Below are 16,940 nucleotides of genomic sequence, written 5' to 3' on the forward strand. Positions count from 1 at the left end.
GCGGACCGCACCACGAGCAGGACAACGGCGGCCTGGCCGCCCGAGCAGCACCCCGCGCGACCCGCGGGGCCCGTACCACCCGGCAGCACCCCGCGGACAACGGCGTCCGCGGAAACCAGGGAGCACACGACCCATGGCCATCTCCGTATTCGACCTCTTCTCCATCGGCATAGGCCCCTCCAGTTCGCACACCGTGGGGCCGATGCGCGCTGCCCGGATGTTCGCGCAGCGGCTGAAGAACGAGGATCTGCTCACCGCCACCGCCGGAGTCCGCGCGGAGCTGTTCGGTTCGCTCGGCGCGACCGGGCACGGCCACGGCACCCCCAAGGCGGTGCTGCTGGGCCTGGCCGGTCACTCCCCGCGCTCGGTCGACGTCGAGACGGCCGACGACGAGGTGGCAGCGGTGCACACCACGCGGCGCCTCGCACTGCTCGGCGCGCACGAGGTGCCCTTCGACCCGGCGGCCGACCTGGTGCTGCACCGCCGCCGCTCGCTGCCCTACCACGCCAACGGCATGACGCTCAGCGCCCGCGGGCACGACGGCGAGGTGCTGCTGGCCAAGACCTACTACAGCGTCGGCGGCGGCTTCGTGGTGGACGAGGACGCGGTGGGCGCGGACCGCATCAAGCTCGACGACACGGTGCTGCGCCACCCCTTCCGCACCGGCGACGAGCTGCTGCGCCGCTCCCGCGAGACGGGCCTGTCGATCTCCGCGCTGATGCTGGAGAACGAGAAGGCCTGGCGCACCGAGGCCGAGATCCGCACCGGCCTGCTGGAGATCTGGCAGGTCATGCAGAGCTGCGTCGAGCGCGGCCTGTCCCGCGAGGGCATCCTCCCCGGCGGCCTGAAGGTCCGCCGCCGGGCCGCCGTCTCGGCCCGCCAGCTGCGCGCGGAGGGCGACCCGGCCGCGCACGCCACCGAGTGGCTGACCCTCTACGCGATGGCGGTCAACGAGGAGAACGCCGCGGGCGGCCGTGTCGTCACCGCCCCCACCAACGGCGCCGCCGGCATCATCCCGGCCGTCCTGCACTACTACCAGCGCTTCGTCCCCGGCGCCGACGACGACGGCATCGTCCGCTTCCTCCTCGCGGCGGGCGCCATCGGCATGCTCTTCAAGGAGAACGCCTCGATCTCCGGCGCCGAGGTCGGCTGCCAGGGCGAGGTCGGCTCGGCCTGCTCGATGGCCGCCGGCGGCCTCGCCGAGATCCTCGGCGGCACCCCCGAACAGGTCGAGAACGCCGCGGAGATCGGCATGGAACACAACCTCGGCCTGACCTGCGACCCGATCGGCGGCCTCGTCCAGATCCCCTGCATCGAGCGCAACGGCATGGCGGCGGTCAAGGCGGTGACGGCGGCGAAGATGGCGATGCGCGGCGACGGCCGCCACCATGTGTCTCTCGACAAGGTCATCCGCACGATGAAGCAGACCGGCGCGGACATGAAGGTCAAATACAAGGAGACCGCCCGCGGCGGGCTGGCCGTCAACGTCATCGAGTGCTGACCGCGTAGCGCCTGAGCTGGTGTTTCTCTCCTTTCAGCTCTGTCGGAGCCTTCCGTGCTTGTACAACGGAAAGTCCCTCGGAAGTCCCTCCGACAGAGCTGAAAGTCCCTGTAAAGTCCCTGGCTCCGAGTGGTTGCTACCCCCGCTGGGGGCGATGCGGACCCGGACGCGATCGACCAGATGGTCCTCGGGACACGTTGCGACCCCCGCTGGGGGGCGATGCGGACGGCAGGGGCCTCGGTATGGAGGTACGGGTGACGGAGGTGTTGCGACCCCCGTTGGGAGGCTATGCGGACCTACCCGCTCCCGCCGGTTGCCCCGCCGTCCGTGGTGTTGTGACCCCCGCTGGGGGCGACGTGGACCAGCGTCGGGATCGCCGGCATCAACCCGGTCGTGAAGTTGCGACCCCCGCTGGGGGCGATGCAGACCCGCGGCGTTCCGTGAGTGGGCCGCCTCGGTGGTCGGGTTGCGACCCCCGCTGGGGGCAATACGGACGTGCCGGGTGGCGGGGTACGTCGGGCAGCTCCTGGTGTTGCGACCCCCGCAGGGGCTGTGTGGACGACCAGGGTCCACACCACCCGCCGGGCACGCCGCATGTTGCAACCCCCGCTGGGGGTGTTGGGGACGCCTGCGCGCGGTCACCTTCTGGACGGTGCTGAAGCGGTTGCGACCCCTGCTGGGGGCGATGCGGACAACCTGTTCTCCTTCTGGGCCATGGCCCGCTACAGGTTGCGACCCCCGCTGGGGGCGATGCGGACCTGGTGTCCCGTGTGCAGGGCTGGACGGACATCAAGTTGCGACCCCCGCTGGGGGCGATGCGGACGCTTCGAGGACGTCGGCGCTGCTGGCCTTGCTGGACACGTTGCGACCCCCGCTGGGGGCGATGCGGACCTCATGCCGCCCTCACCCCGCGCCACGTCAGGCACAGGTTGCGACCCCCGCTGGGGGCGATGCGGACACCACGGCGGCCGCCGCCCCGCTGGTCCCCGCCACGTTGCGACCCCCGCTGGGGGCGATGCGGACGTCCGGACGGTCCGGATTGACCTGTAACCCTCCGCCGTTGCGACCCCCGCTGGGGGCGATGCGGACGCGGGCCCGCTGCTCACCCAGGCGCCGCCGTTCGTGTTGTTGCGACCCCCGCTGGGGGCGATGCGGACGACTGCCGTCACCGCGTGGCTCCGCGAAGTCGAGGAGTTGCGACCCCCGCTGGGGGCGATGCGGACTCGCGGGCGGCCGCGAGGATCACCTCCTTGACACGGTGTTGCGACCCCCGCTGGGGGCGATGCGGACAAGCTGGGCCGTCCGACTCGCAAGCGCGGGGTGAAGGTGTTGCGACCCCCGCTGGGGGCGATGCGGACGCGCTCCGCCGGGTGGGCGATGCGGAGCGCAACCTCGCGTTGCGACCCCCGCTGGGGGCGATGCGGACCGCGAAGTCCGACCTGTCCCAGGTGCAGGCCCTACTGTTGCGACCCCCGCTGGGGGCGATGCGGACGGATGTGCGGGGCACGCCGGTGGCGGATCCGATCAAGTTGCGACCCCCGCTGGGGGCGATGCGGACTTTCAGGAGGAGGTGTACGACGATGCCCGCCCCCCGCGTTGCGACCCCCGCTGGGGGCGATGCGGACCCGATCGTATCGACCCGGCCGCCCCCGCGCCGTCCACGTTGCGACCCCCGCTGGGGGCGATGCGGACCCAGCGTCGCCGCCCCGCGCCCCTCGCGCTTCTTCACGTTGCGACCCCCGCTGGGGGCGATGCGGACTGGGGTGGGTGGTGTACGGGGTGTGCGCGGCGAGAGTTGCGACCCCCGCTGGGGGCGATGCGGACTGCACCCCATGGTCGCCATCACCGGGGTGCACGTCATGTTGCGACCCCCGCTGGGGGCGATGCGGACCCGTGCCCATCGGCGCCCTCACCGGGGTGCACGTCATGTTGCGACCCCCGCTGGGGGCGATGCGGACCGCGGAAAGGCCTGGGGGAAACGGGCCGGAATTCCCTGTTGCGACCCCCGCTGGGGGCGATGCGGACCGCCGCCCGCATCGCCTACCGCATCCGCCACGGGCGGTTGCGACCCCCGCTGGGGGCGATGCGGACGCTGGTGCGGTGAATCCGGTTCCTTCTACAACCTGACGTTGCGACCCCCGCTGGGGGCGATGCGGACCTCGTCACGTCCAGGACGTCAAAGCCGCGATCCCATTGTTGCGACCCCCGCTGGGGGCGATGCGGACCTTGCGGTTCAGGCCGGTCCGTTCGGCCACGTCATGTTGCGACCCCCGCTGGGGGCGATGCGGACGTGCGCCACGCCTTCTTGCTGTGCCACATGAGCTGCGGTTGCGACCCCCGCTGGGGGCGATGCGGACCTCGTCTTCGCGATGCTGGGCGGCGCCGCAGTGTGGGGTTGCGACCCCCGCTGGGGGCGATGCGGACACCGGCGGCACACCCGGATCGCCTACCAGATCCTCACGTTGCGACCCCCGCTGGGGGCGATGCGGACCGTCGTCCTGATCGCCGCCGGCCACGTCCTGCTGATGTTGCGACCCCCGCTGGGGGCGATGCGGACAATTCTGCAGGAGGGCTGCCTGATGGGCCTGTTCAGGTTGCGACCCCCGCTGGGGGCGATGCGGACGCCGGCGCTTGGGGCTGTGCTCGCCGCACAGCCAGTCGTTGCGACCCCCGCTGGGGGCGATGCGGACCCGCCACGACTCGGGTTCTCGCGGACGCGGTCGCAGCTGTTGCGACCCCCGCTGGGGGCGATGCGGACACCCGGGTCCGCGGTGATGTCGCTGGTCCATCTGACGTTGCGACCCCCGCTGGGGGCGATGCGGACCGCCGCGCGCGGGCGGGCCTGGACTCCTCCGCCCCGACGTTGCGACCCCCGCTGGGGGCGATGCGGACCCGCGCGCCCGCCACTGACGTGCACCTCTGCCGTCACGTTGCGACCCCCGCTGGGGGCGATGCGGACCTGCCGCCCGCGGTGTCGGCCGCCTGGAACACACTGCGTTGCGACCCCCGCTGGGGGCGATGCGGACCCATCTGGGGCGTTGTCCCCCGCCGGGCTCTGATCGGTTGCGACCCCCGCTGGGGGCGATGCGGACCGGTGCTGCTCGCCGCTCTCAACGCCGCGGCGAAGACGTTGCGACCCCCGCTGGGGGCGATGCGGACCGGAAGCCGCATTCGGTGGCGAGGGAGTTGATGACACGTTGCGACCCCCGCTGGGGGCGATGCGGACGCGGTTCTCCGCGCCCGCCTTCGTCACGTCGATCATGTTGCGACCCCCGCTGGGGGCGATGCGGACCGCAGCAGCAGGCCGCCCGCGCCCGCGCCGCCGAGGAGTTGCGACCCCCGCTGGGGGCGATGCGGACCTGCCGGACCCTCTACACCATCCTGGTCACCTATGCGTTGCGACCCCCGCTGGGGGCGATGCGGACACAGGGTAGCGGTGGCTGTGCGCGGGAATTGAAGGCGTTGCGACCCCCGCTGGGGGCGATGCGGACCGCGCTGGCGGTGGCCGCACTGTGGGAGTGGCAGGCCGTTGCGACCCCCGCTGGGGGCGATGCGGACGCGTTGTACGGCTCGTCGGTGTGGTCGCAGAAGTACGGTTGCGACCCCCGCTGGGGGCGATGCGGACGGGCAACATCCAGTTCGGCGTCACCGAACTCCGCCGGTTGCGACCCCCGCTGGGGGCGATGCGGACCAGGGAGTCCGCGTTCCACGGCATCCACCACGTCGTGTTGCGACCCCCGCTGGGGGCGATGCGGACCTGGCGGCCCCGCTGGCGGCCCGGTGGGACACCGAGGGTTGCGACCCCCGCTGGGGGCGATGCGGACTCGCCTTCGGCAACCCGACCTCGGCGGCGCCGGCCAGTTGCGACCCCCGCTGGGGGCGATGCGGACACGTGGGAGTCCGCGGCGGGCTGTTCGAAGACGGCGGGTTGCGACCCCCGCTGGGGGCGATGCGGACCCCCGGACTCGATCTCTCCGGGCAGCCGCAGGACACGTTGCGACCCCCGCTGGGGGCGATGCGGACCCCACGGTAAAGCCCCAGGTAGACGGTTGTCCCGTCCTGCGCCCTGGGGCCTGTTTTTCAGCGGACCGCCGGTTGTGCTCGAAACCCCGGTGTGGCGCTGAAATCGTGGTGCGGAATGGCTGTTCAGGTTGCTCAGATTACCTCTCCTGGCTGGTAGGTGTGCTGGGCGTCGCGGTGGATGGTCTGGAGGCCGAGTCGTTCGTCGTAGTCGGCGTCGATGATGCGGATGCGGAGGCGTTTGTTGTAGCGGGCGAGGGGGCTGGCCCAGTGGGGCAGGGGGATGAGGTAGCGGTCGGCCTGGAGGCGGCCGGTCGCTTTGCTCGGGGCTTCGTTGAGATCTGCTTCGTAGTCGTCGAGGTCGGTGCGGAGGACGGCTTCGGTGCCATCGAATTGGGAGTCGAAGGCTTCGGTGAGTTCAGTGCGGTCGTCGAAGGGCTCGGCGAAGGTGAGGAAGGCCTCGTGAAACCGGTCGCGGGCCGCGAGGACGTTCATGCGCCACTGGTTGCCCCACTCGGAGGCGTAGATCTCGTCGAGCCAGGTGGTGACCTGTTGTTCGTTGACGGTCTGGCCGTCGTGGCGGGTGAGGATGTCCCAGCCGCGGCGGACGGGGTCGGCTTCGTAGACGCCGTCGGCCCATTCGTCGGGGCCGCCGCGGCGGCGGGGTGCGTAGGCGGGGGCGTGGACGATGACCGGGGCCGGCTTTCGGGCGGCGAGGCGGTTGACGCGGCCGAAGCGCTGGAAGAGGGCTTCGAGGTCGGCTGCGGAGGTGTGGCAGACGTCGAGGTCGAGGTTGAGGGAGACCTCCAGGGCCTGGGTGCCGACGAGCAGGCCGGGAAGGCGGCGGCTCCCCGCGGCGAAACGGTCGAGCAAGGCGGTTTCGATGAGGTCCCGGTCCATGCGGCGGAAGCGGGAGTGGAGCAGGTGTGCGGAGTCGTCGCCGTGGAGTTGGCGGCAGTGGGGGGCGAGGGTTTCGTAGAGGGCGACGGCGTCGCGGACGTTGTTGGCGACGACGAGGACGGAGCGGCCGTCGGCGAGTTCGGTGCGGATCTCGGCGAGCGCGGTGTCGCTGGTGAGATGGTGGTCGCGGAGGTGAAGGCGGTGGCGTACGGGGGCGGGTGTGCCGGGCGGGGGCTCGACGGTGGTCATGGGTCCGACGGTCTGGGTGACCAGGTCGGCCAGGACGTGGGGAAGGGTGGCGGACATGACGGCGATGCGCCCGCCGGTCTCGTGCCAGAAGCGCATCATCGCGAGGATCATGCCGAGGCGTTGCGCGTCGTAGGCGTGGAGTTCGTCGAAGACGAAGACGGAGTTGGCGCTGTCGGTGAGGATCCCGGCGTGGATGGGGCCGGCAAGGGCGCCGCGCATCAGCTGGTAAGGGGTGCCGACGCGTAGGAGTTCGCGGAAGTTGCGGGTGGCCTGGGCGCGGGAGTTCGCCTTGGCGGCGGCAGCCTGCGGGTGGACGGGGGCGCCGGGGGTGGGGTCGTCGTCGGTGGGGCAGCCCTCGTCGAGAGATCGGGCCAGGTGGTAGGAGGCGGCTTTGGAGTGGGCGACGCCGATGCGTTCGCGGGCGCCGAATTCGGTTTCGAGGCGGGCGGTCATCGCGTTGATGCTGGCGAGGTAGGGAAGTACATAGAACACGCGTGGTTGGCAGTGGAGCTGGGTGGCCAGGTCGGTGGTCTGGCGCAGGGCCCACAGCAGTGCGGCTTCGGTCTTGCCGCTGCCGGTCCATGAGCGCAGCAGGAGGTGGCCGCCGACGTCAGCGGCGGTCTGCTGCTGGGGGCGCAGGGTGTGGCCGTCGGCGGCGAGGCGGCGGCGCAGCACGTCGGGGTAGTCGGCGCGGAGGGGGTGGTCGGTCTCCAGCGGGGAGTGGGCGGAGGACAGGTGGTCGGCCATGGTGACCGCCCCCAGGAGCAGGGTGGCGATACGCCCGTCGGCCTTGCCCGGGCCCGGGGGCTCCCAGCGGTCCATGAGGCGGTCGAACGCGTCGTAGGCGGCGTCGGTGAGGTCCCGGATGCCGAGGGCGGGCACCCCGGGGCGTATGGGGAGGTGGTGGTGCAGTGCGGTGGCGTGCAGCCAGTCCAGCAAGGTGGTGAGGTGGTCGGGCTCGGCGGGGGTGAAGCGGCCGAAGAAGTCGTCGGCGGTGTCCGTGCCGTGCAGGGCCAGCAGGGTTCGGGTGGATTGGCCGCCGGTGTAGGGGCGGTGGTGTCCGGCGACCGCGGCGGCAATCCATAGCCGGTCCTCGTCGGGCAGGGGCGCGAGGAGGTGCTCGACGAAGCCGAGCGAGAGGACCTCGTGCCGTTCGCCCCAGGCGCGGGCGGCTTCTGCGGTGTTGCCGATCATGCGCTGGAAGCCGTGGGGGAGCTTGCCCGTGTCGTGGAAGAGGGCGGCGAGGGCCGCCCAGGTCCAGAAGCTCTCGGGCATGGCGGGGATGTCGCCGACGCGGGCGCGGATCTGCTCCACGGCGAGCAGGGTGTTGCGCAGGTGGTCGGTGAGGAGTTCGCCGGGCTGCCCGGGGCGCAGCGGGCTCTTGGCGCGCAGCGGCCGCAGCGGTGGTGTGGCGGGCATCGTGGTCGCCGTCCGGTCAGGCGGCGAGCAGCTGGTCGGGGTGGACGGCGGGCAGCGGGACGACCGCCTGGCCCGAGGCTGTGGTCAGCACGTCGACGAGGGCGGCGGTGGAGCCGTCGGGCTGGTAGCGGTAGCCCTCCCAGCGCGTACGGGCCCGGTCATGGGCGACGGCGGTGGTCAGTCGCAGCCGGGTGCCGGTGGCGCCGGGGAGGTCCTCGGGGACGACGGCGTGCCGCTGGGTCCCGGTGCCAAGGCGAAGGTGGACGCGGTCGGTGCGGACAGCGACGAGGTCCTGACTGCGGCCGAGCCGCAGCGGCCAGGCCGGGCGGCGCAGGACGTGCTCCCAGGGGTAGGGGTGCGTGCCGTCGGCCTGGTCGACGAGCCAGAGGGTGAGCGTGACGCGGGCGAGGAAGTCGCGGTCCTTGATCGTGGTGTTGGTTTCGACACCGGGGCCGGCGACGGGGTGGTAGGTCTCCAGGTCCACGCCGTGTCCGGCGGCGTGGAAGGCCATGGCGAACCGGGTGGTGGGAGGGACGCGGTCCCAACCTCCCGCGGCAGCGGCGAGCAGGCCGCCGACGGTGGAGGGAGGAGGGCAGGGCAGGCCGACCTGGAGTCCGTCGTAGAGGGGGTTGCGGAAGCTGACGATCGGGGCGGTGACGGTGACTTCGAGGGCTTCGGGCATCGCGGTTCGCTTCCTCACAATCGGGGTGCGTTTGGCGGATGGGCGTCCCCTTCGAGGGGCGATCGGCGGGGGTGGGCGGTCAGCCGGCGGCGGGGTCGTCGAACCAGCCGTCGTGGTCACCGTTCTCGATCTCGCTGGCGAGGTCACCCAGAACGGTGCGGGGGTGTCCGATGAGGACCTTGTTGTCCTTGATCAGCTCAGCCAGCTCGGCGCGCGCCCGGTCGCGCTGGTCGCCGAGGTAGCCGGGGGCCCAGCCGATGCGTACGGGCCCGTCCAGCTCGTCCTGCCAGGCACCAACCTCTTCGATGAGGACGTCGCTGTCGAAGTAGGTGGTGCGCTGGCGGCTGCGTACGACGCGGGTGAACGGGTTGGTGCCGCCCTTCACCGGCGCCAGGATGATCAGGCCCGGCGTGCGGTCACCGTAGTGCGCGGACTGCTTCGCGCCGCCCTTGACCACGGCCATTGTCCGCAGCAGCACCGCGACCCGGCGGCGGCGCTCGGCCAGGGGCATGCGCACGCACTGCACTCCGCGCAGCGTGACGTTCTCACCGCCCGACTCCACCAGCTCGGCCGCCGTCGATGCCGGGAGCGCGGACTTGGTGGTCTTGCCGCCGATCTCGAAGGTGCCGACCCGGGGCAGGTCCAGCAGCAGGTCGCCGGCGAGGTCGGCGGTGTACATCTCGTGCTCGTGGATGACCGGGTGGGTGCCGGGCTCGAAGTCGCGGCTCATCGTCCCGAAGTCCATCTCTGGCTTGTTCGGCACCACTGCGACGTAGGTGCCGGTCGCCAGGACGGTGTCGCGCATGAACGTCTTCGACTCGCCCTTCTTCGCGCCCGACTCGTCCGCCTTGACCGCGATCATGTAGCCGAACAGGTCGTCGTCCAGGTACAGGTCGGGGCGGCCCTTGGTGTACGCCTGCTGCTTCTTGCCCTCTCCGCTGCGGATCACCGGCGAGGTCGCCTCACCGGCGGGCAGGCTCTCGCGCAGCCAGCGGCGGGCGGCCTGCGCCGAGATGTACGGGTAGGTGCTGCCGCCGGACTTGAACTGCTTGACCATGCCGCGGTTGTCCTCACCGCGGCCGTTGTTGGGGGCGCCGGCCTTGACCGCCAGGATGCTCTGTCCTGCCAGGAACGTCATCGTCTCGTCCTCATTCCTCGTTGGTGTCGTCGTCGGCGTCCGCCGATGCGGCCAGATCGTCCTTGAGCTCGTTCATCTCCTCCACCGACCCCTTCGGCGTCCACCCGGCCTCGGCGAGCGCTTCGAGCACGGCGAAGGTCAGCAGGCGCCGCCAGGCCCAGGACCGCTCGTCCTCGAAGAGCAGGCGGTAGTCCCGCACGGGCAGCAGCACCGGCTCGGTGCCCTCCGGCCTGGGCAGCAGCAGCCACTCCACCGCCTTGGTACGGAACCAGCCGTGGAGGTTCCCGCCGCGGCTGTTGGCGCGGATGAAGTCCCGGAACGGCCCGGGCCTGGTGTCCTTGCCCAGCAGGGCGGCCAGCCGCGCCGCCAGCTCCCTGATCCGTTCGACGTCCTTCTCGTCCATGGTCAGCACCTCCGTGCAGTAGGAGTTCAAAAGCGGTGCGAGGGCCGCCGTCTCCGCCGGGATCGCCCCCAGAGCGTCGGCGGCCCGCGCCAGAAGGGCTGCGACGGCCACTCCGAGGACATCGCCGGGCCGGGCGAGCAACCGCTTGGCCAAGAACGCCTCGCCGGGGACCTGCTTGGTCGCCTGGGTCGCCACCAACGCCGGGTAGCCCTGCTTGCGGTCGGTGCGACCCACGGTCGAGCGCAGCCACACCGCGACCGGCTGGCTCATCTCCTGGGTGACCAGGAGCTGCTCCTTGTTGGAGTTGGACAGCACCAGCAACTCCACAGGAGCCGTCAGCCGCCGGCCGCTGTAGCCGCGCACCGCCTCCAGCACGACAAGCTCGCGCGCGTACGGTCCCGGCTTGGCGCCCTTCACCGGTGCACCGACCGCGGCGCTCTTCAGCGTCCTGCCCACCGCCGAACCGGTCGTCTTCGCCAGGAAGTCGTCGTCCCACGAGTGGATCACCGCGGCCCGGCCACCGGACAGGCGCGCACCGTACGGGAACGCCCACAGGCTGGCCACACACGGGTAGCACAGCGGGGTCCCTTGATGGCCGGGAGCGGTGGTGTTGCGGTACGCCACGCTCGCCGCGAGCGGGATGTCGACCTTGCCGTACCAGTCGCACGCCGGCCTGCCGCAGTACGCGCACGGCACGCCGATCGCACGGGCTGCGGCTTCCGGCGACCGCCACGCCCGGATCTGCTCCCGCCGCTCCTGCGCGCTCTGCTTACCCCGCGAGGTGGGGTTGATCTTCGAGTTCGGCCACAGCAGGTAACTGGCGCTGAGCCAGAACCCTCCCGGATCGGAGGCCTTCGCCAGCGTCGAGGTCGCCAGAAGATCGTCCGTCATACGGTTGGCCGCCGAGGTCAGGGCCTCAGGCGTGATCGCCTCGGGGGACGTGACCTTGGCGAGCGTGGCCAGGGCGAAGGCGCCGACGCGCTGGAGCGGGCTCGCCGTCAACACCACGGTCAGGTCCGGGGCGGGCGCCGGGTCCGCAAGGGACCCAGCGTGCTCTGGGGTTTCAGGCACCGATCCACCCCATGCCGGCCGCGTTCGCCTGCCCGAGCCCCCACGCGTGCACGGCCGCCAGCGTCTGCGGCGCCCCCGCGAGCGTGACCTCCACGCACGCGCCCGGCTTCTTGCCGCCCCCGCCGACGGCACTGCCCACCACGAACGCCCGCTTCGGACCGATCCAGCTGACCTTCTCCAGCGAAACCTCCGGATCCAGCCCGAGCGTCTCCGCCTTCCGCCGCAGGTTGTTCTGCACGTAGACGTCCCACTCGGGCTCGCCCGGCAGCCGCCACGGGGTTCGCCCCGGCTGCCCGTCCGTCTCACGCGGCAGCACCGCCTTCATCACCACCGGCGTCGCCGTGCGGAACACCGCCCGGCCCGAGGCGAATTCGGGCGTCTCGACCGGCACCACGCGGTCCACGATGAACGCCGTCGCACCCCACGCCAGCACCTCCGTCCCCCGCAGCGCGGCGGCCCACCCCTCGATCACCTCCGGCAACGGGCTACCCAGCTCGACGACTCCGGGCCCATCGGATGCGTAGACCCCCCGACGGCGCCTCGCCGCGGGAAACACCGGAGCCCCGTACCCGAACGGCACCATGCCGTGCGGCCCGTGACCGGCCTTGTGCAGCGCGGCCCCCAGAGCCGGGGCGCCCCGCTTCAGCAACGCGTACGACAACGCCCTCCCCGGAGCCAGCACCTCTGGCCACGGCAGATGCGAGGCGCCGGTGTGGAACTCGATCCGTAAGCGCACCCCCCACCCCCTTCCAACGTGATGAACGAGAAACCGCAGGTCACAGAGTCGTGCCGCGGAATTGTCAGTGGTCCCTGGGAGAGTCGTCACCAGGGCAGCAACCCGGGGAGTGCCCGAGGTGGAGCTGACAGTAGCCAACACATCATCAGATCGCAAACTGGTCAGCAGCAGTAATAAGACGCGAAGCACATAGACACGACAGCCCGGCGGGAACCACCCCGGACCGCGGTCGAGTGCTGCCGTTCAGCAGTCGGATCGCCGCTGCGCGGTACGCTCTGGACCGCCTCACCCGACCCGAGAAGGCGCCCAGGAGCGGCCGAACGGGGTCACAACCGTCTGACTACCGCTGCTCTGTTGCTGTAACGTCAGCCCTCATCGCCCCTCCAAGGGGACTCTTCCCCAGGTTGCCTTGCCGCCGCCCGCCTTCTGGCTCTTCCCCCTCCCAGGGTTCGCACCGCTCGTACCCTGCCCACCTTGCACATCTCATGGGGGAAGCTCTGTTCAGCACGAGCCCCGCGCTCTGCGCGCCAGGACGTCCGCCGCGCCGCAAAGCAACACGCGCCGAGCCCGCTCATTACGAGATCGGCTTCTCCTCCGCACGACGGGGACCCGCTCGGTGATCGGCTACGACGACGTGGGCGGCGTCCACATCAAATACCTCTACCACTGCCGCCGCCAGCTCTGGCTCTACCTACGCGGTATCCGCCCCGAGGCCCTCAGCACCACCGTCCAACTCGGTGAAGCCGTCCACGACACGTCGTACACCCGCGACAGCCCAGTGGACCTGGGAGCCGCCGTGATCGACTTCGTCGACGGCCGGCGCTGGGTCCACGAGGTCAAGTCCTCCCGCAGCCCCTCCCCCGCCGACGAGGCGCAGGGGCGACACTACTGCCACCGCCTCCACCGGCTCGGTGTCGCGGCCGAAGGCGCCGTCCTGCACTACCCCGCGACCCGCCGCACCCACCGACACCTCTACGACGCCGACGCCGCTCTCCAGGCCGAGACCGACATCGCCGAAGTGCTCGCCGTAGCCGACGCTGCCGAATCGCCTACCCGCCTCGCCCGCTCCCGATGCCGCGGGTGCAGCTTCACCGACTACTGCTGGACGGAGTGACCACTCGTCGTGCCCGCTGCTTCCCGCACCTACTGGCTCACCAGCCCGTGCCGTATCCGCCGCAAGGACCAGTCCCTCGTCATCGAACGCGAATCGGGCGCGCCCGTCCATATCCCCGTCACCGACGTCCGCGACATCGTGGCCTGCGCCGAAACCGACTTCAACACCGCCGTCGTCTCCCTGCTCAACCGCCACCGCATCAGCGTCCACCTGCTGTCCTACTACGGCGACTACGCCGGATCGCTGCTGACCTCGGACACCAGCACCTCCGGAAGCACCGTCCTCGCGCAGGCCCGCATCGCCGAAGACCACGAAGCCGCAATGGGCATCGCACGCTCACTGGTGGAGGCGACCGGCTTCAACGTCCGACGCGTCCTGGACCGCAAACTCCTCACCCGCCCGTACAACGTCCTGCAAGCCTCTGCCCGCGACGCAGCCACGCCAGCCGAACTCATGGGCGCCGAAGGCACTTTCCGGCGCTCCGCCTGGGAAGTCCTCGACACCAAGCTCCCCGAGTGGCTCCAGCTTGCAGGGCGCAGCCGGCGTCCTCCCCGGAACGCCGGCAACGCCTTCATCAGCTACGTCAACGGCATCACCTACGCCCGAACGCTCACCGCACTCCGCCTCACCCCGCTCCACACCGGCATCGCCTTCCTGCACAGCAGCATGGAACGCCAGCGCCACTCCCTCGTCCTCGACGTCTCCGAGATGTTCAAGCCCCTCTTCGCCGAACGCCTGCTGCTGCGCATGGCCTCCCGCAACCAGCTCAAGCCGCACCACTTCGACACCGACACCAACCAGGCCATGCTCAGCGACACCGGCCGCAAACTCGTCGTCCAGACCGCCCGCGACGAATTCGCCGTCACCGTCGCCCACCGCACCCTCGGCCGCCCCGTCGCCTACGACGAACTCCTCTACCTCGACGCCCTCGCCCTCACCCGCCGATGCCTCGAAGAAACCCCCTACAAGCCCTTCCGCATCTGGTGGTGACCCCGCACCATGCACGTTGTCGTCGTCTACGACACCGCCGTCGAACGCAACCCCCGCATCCTGCGAACCTGCCGCAAATACCTCCACCACGTCCAACGCAGCGTCTTCGAAGGCCAGCTCACCCCCGCACAACTCCGCCGATTCCAAGCCGAGGTCGAAACCCGGCTCGACCTCACCTACGACAGCGTGATCGTCTACACCTTTCCGCCTGGCACCGAACCCATCCGCCATGCCTGGGGTGCCACCGAACCCGCCCCCACCGACGTCATCTGACCCACCCCCGCGAAGCGAGAAACAGCGTCCGACCCTCCACAGAGCCCACGCGTGCAACCCCGCATTTCAGCGCCACACCGGCTCGCACGACACAACCGCCGGTCCGCTGAAATTCGACCGCTCCACCGATCCCCACCGCAACTCACCACCTGCGGCTTTACCCTGGGGTCCTCATCGCCCCCACCGGGGGTCGCAACCCTCGGTGTCCCACCGGGCCGCCAGCGGGGCCGGTCCTCATCGCCCCCACCGGGGGTCGCAACTGAGTACGCCCGCCGCCGCCGACTACATCGCCAGCCTGTCCTCATCGCCCCCACCGGGGGTCGCAACCCACCACCTCCTCGGCGGCGGACTTCGATGCCCGCTTGTCCTCATCGCCCCCACCGGGGGTCGCAACCAACACCTCTCCGTTACGCGGCGTGACGCCGGGTGGTCCTCATCGCCCCCACCGGGGGTCGCAACGCGCGGGCCAGGCGGTCAAGCGCGCGGCCGAGCAGGTCCTCATCGCCCCCACCGGGGGTCGCAACGTGGGGCGGATGCCGAGGACGTGGGTTCCGGCGTGTCCTCATCGCCCCCACCGGGGGTCGCAACATGGCGCCTTGCCGGTCGCGCTCAGCGAGGGCAGCGAGTCCTCATCGCCCCCACCGGGGGTCGCAACTCTGCGTGGCGCCCTGCCGGATGTGCGTGCGCGGGTGTCCTCATCGCCCCCACCGGGGGTCGCAACCTCCGGCGTCCGGCGTCTGGCTGTGACGGACGGCCAGTCCTCATCGCCCCCACCGGGGGTCGCAACGCGGCGCCCAGCCCCCGGCCGCCGGCGGCCCGGCCGTGTCCTCATCGCCCCCACCGGGGGTCGCAACGCGCACGTCGTGGGGCTGGATCCACAGGCGCTGGTTGTCCTCATCGCCCCCACCGGGGGTCGCAACCGCGCACCCCGCGCGGCTCGCCGACCTCCTCATGGGTCCTCATCGCCCCCACCGGGGGTCGCAACAGGAACGCGAAGGTCGCCCGGCCCATCGCCACCGCCACTCCTCATCGCCCCCACCGGGGGTCGCAACCTGACGAAGCTTGGTGCGAAGCACGGATTCACGGTGAGTCCTCATCGCCCCCACCGGGGGTCGCAACATTGGAACGGCAGGAGCGGCGAGTACCGGCGACAGTGTCCTCATCGCCCCCACCGGGGGTCGCAACGCCATGCTCGTCTCCTCGTGGTGGGTGTGGTGGGGTGTCCTCATCGCCCCCACCGGGGGTCGCAACGCCAAGCTCCTGGGGGCCAGCCGCCGCGTGGATGTCAGTCCTCATCGCCCCCACCGGGGGTCGCAACATCTGCGCGCTCGCCGCGATGGCGGCCAGCGGCCGGTCCTCATCGCCCCCACCGGGGGTCGCAACCGCACACGACGCCATGATGCGCGCCCGCCGTACCTGCGTCCTCATCGCCCCCACCGGGGTCGCAACACCAGGAGTCGCACCCAGGCCCCCGTCGCAAGGACGTCCTCATCGCCCCCACCGGGGGTCGCAACTGCCCGCCTGGGCCGCCGGGGTGGCCGTCGCGAGCGTCCTCATCGCCCCCACCGGGGGTCGCAACCCCGCGGCGACGGCGGCCTCGGCGACGTCTGGACCGGTCCTCATCGCCCCCACCGGGGGTCGCAACATGGGCGGCGCGGTGCTAATCCCCAAGCCCACGGCCTGTCCTCATCGCCCCCACCGGGGGTCGCAACGCGTACACGCGGCCGCGCCCATCCTGCTCATCGTCACGTCCTCATCGCCCCCACCGGGGGTCGCAACCATCACGGCGAGGATCCTGGGAGATCGGGCATGGCGGGTCCTCATCGCCCCCACCGGGGGTCGCAACACGACGCGGACGCTGCCGGGGCCGTCCTCGCGGAGGCGTCCTCATCGCCCCCACCGGGGGTCGCAACGCGGTGTCGCCGTACACCGACAGCACGTACGCGGCGCGTCCTCATCGCCCCCACCGGGGGTCGCAACGCATGAACCCGGCGTTGGACGACCACGCTCCGATCTTGTCCTCATCGCCCCCACCGGGGGTCGCAACAGGCCGTCGAGAGCACGGTCTTCAACCGGGCCCGCGGGTCCTCATCGCCCCCACCGGGGGTCGCAACTAGAGGTAGGCGACACGGCGGCCGCGGCGCCAGCGGGTCCTCATCGCCCCCACCGGGGGCGCAACGACGACCTCACGCTCCCCGCGGTCGACGGGCCGGTGTCCTCATCGCCCCCACCGGGGGTCGCAACAGCAGCCGGACGCGGCAGCGCGCCCAGATCTCCGCGGTCCTCATCGCCCCCACCGGGGGTCGCAACCTGCCGATCTTCAGGTCTCGCAGGTTCTCGCCGTCACCGGTCCTCATCGCCCCCACCGGGGGTCGCAACCTGCCGATCTTCAGGTCTCGCAGGTTCTCGCCGTCACCGGTCCTCATCGCCCCCACCGGGGGTCG

Annotated in this window: 9 protein-coding genes and 2 CRISPR repeat arrays; of the genes, 4 read left to right on the plus strand and 5 right to left on the minus strand. The window is 71.4% G+C overall.

Translation table 11 applies throughout. From position 1 onward, the window contains the following. Positions 1–133 precede the first annotated feature (133 nt). Positions 134–1,501 carry an L-serine ammonia-lyase gene (locus ACH4PY_RS25110; RefSeq protein WP_398187003.1) on the plus strand — a complete coding sequence of 456 codons (1,368 nt, stop codon included), beginning with the start codon at positions 134–136 and terminating at the stop codon, positions 1,499–1,501. Between the two features lie 132 nt (positions 1,502–1,633). Next, a CRISPR array of direct repeats spans positions 1,634–5,524; the repeat unit is 20 nt; unit sequence GTTGCGACCCCCGCTGGGGG. Positions 5,525–5,656: 132 nt separating this feature from the next. Here the strand turns inward: ACH4PY_RS25110 and cas3 are convergent. From cas3 to ACH4PY_RS25135, 5 genes are all read right to left on the minus strand, one after another. Further along, the gene (cas3, locus tag ACH4PY_RS25115) at positions 5,657–8,089 is read right to left on the minus strand and encodes a CRISPR-associated helicase Cas3' (protein WP_398187006.1); all 2,433 of its coding nucleotides are present in this window, start codon (positions 8,087–8,089) and stop codon (positions 5,657–5,659) included. Between the two features lie 16 nt (positions 8,090–8,105). Next, the gene (cas5, locus tag ACH4PY_RS25120) at positions 8,106–8,771 is read right to left on the minus strand and encodes a CRISPR-associated protein Cas5 (RefSeq protein ID WP_398187009.1); all 666 of its coding nucleotides are present in this window, start codon (positions 8,769–8,771) and stop codon (positions 8,106–8,108) included. Positions 8,772–8,850: 79 nt separating this feature from the next. Further along, positions 8,851–9,909 carry a type I-B CRISPR-associated protein Cas7/Cst2/DevR gene (cas7i, locus tag ACH4PY_RS25125; RefSeq protein ID WP_398187012.1) on the minus strand — a complete coding sequence of 353 codons (1,059 nt, stop codon included), beginning with the start codon at positions 9,907–9,909 and terminating at the stop codon, positions 8,851–8,853. A 10-nt stretch (positions 9,910–9,919) separates the two neighbouring features. Next, complete coding sequence (locus ACH4PY_RS25130) at positions 9,920–11,320, minus strand: hypothetical protein (protein ID WP_398187015.1); 1,401 nt, start codon at positions 11,318–11,320, stop codon at positions 9,920–9,922. Between the two features lie 55 nt (positions 11,321–11,375). Further along, on the minus strand, positions 11,376–11,855 hold the full coding sequence (locus tag ACH4PY_RS25135; protein WP_398187101.1) for a CRISPR-associated endoribonuclease Cas6: 480 nt from the start codon (positions 11,853–11,855) through the stop codon (positions 11,376–11,378). A gap of 880 nt (positions 11,856–12,735) precedes the next feature. Between ACH4PY_RS25135 and ACH4PY_RS25140 the strand changes: the two genes are divergently transcribed. Genes ACH4PY_RS25140 through cas2 form a run of 3 tightly spaced genes read left to right on the plus strand, consistent with a single transcriptional unit; the run spans position 12,736 to position 14,496 of the window. Beyond that, positions 12,736–13,233: a CRISPR-associated protein Cas4 gene (locus tag ACH4PY_RS25140; RefSeq protein WP_398187018.1), complete on the plus strand. Its 498-nt coding sequence runs from the start codon at positions 12,736–12,738 to the stop codon at positions 13,231–13,233. A gap of 9 nt (positions 13,234–13,242) precedes the next feature. Further along, positions 13,243–14,223 (plus strand): CRISPR-associated endonuclease Cas1, encoded by a 981-nt coding sequence (gene cas1 / locus ACH4PY_RS25145; RefSeq protein WP_398187021.1) that lies wholly within the window; start codon positions 13,243–13,245, stop codon positions 14,221–14,223. A gap of 9 nt (positions 14,224–14,232) precedes the next feature. After that, positions 14,233–14,496 carry a CRISPR-associated endonuclease Cas2 gene (gene cas2, locus ACH4PY_RS25150; RefSeq protein ID WP_398187024.1) on the plus strand — a complete coding sequence of 88 codons (264 nt, stop codon included), beginning with the start codon at positions 14,233–14,235 and terminating at the stop codon, positions 14,494–14,496. 167 nt (positions 14,497–14,663) lie between these two features. Beyond that, positions 14,664–16,875: direct repeats of the CRISPR family, unit length 30 nt; unit sequence GTCCTCATCGCCCCCACCGGGGGTCGCAAC. The last annotated feature ends 65 nt before the right edge of the window (positions 16,876–16,940 follow it).

The sequence above is a fragment of the Streptomyces sp. NPDC021224 genome (genome assembly GCF_044332905.1).
GTDB lineage: Bacteria > Actinomycetota > Actinomycetes > Streptomycetales > Streptomycetaceae > Actinacidiphila.

Bases quoted from the DNA above. Each gene is read 5' to 3' on its own strand.
- ACH4PY_RS25110 (WP_398187003.1), top strand. From the start codon at position 134: ATGGCCATCTCCGTATTCGACCTCTTCTCCATCGGCATAGGCCCCTCC.
- cas3 (WP_398187006.1), bottom strand. From the start codon at position 8,089: ATGCCCGCCACACCACCGCTGCGGCCGCTGCGCGCCAAGAGCCCGCTG.
- cas5 (WP_398187009.1), bottom strand. From the start codon at position 8,771: ATGCCCGAAGCCCTCGAAGTCACCGTCACCGCCCCGATCGTCAGCTTC.
- cas7i (WP_398187012.1), bottom strand. From the start codon at position 9,909: ATGACGTTCCTGGCAGGACAGAGCATCCTGGCGGTCAAGGCCGGCGCC.
- cas2 (WP_398187024.1), top strand. From the start codon at position 14,233: ATGCACGTTGTCGTCGTCTACGACACCGCCGTCGAACGCAACCCCCGC.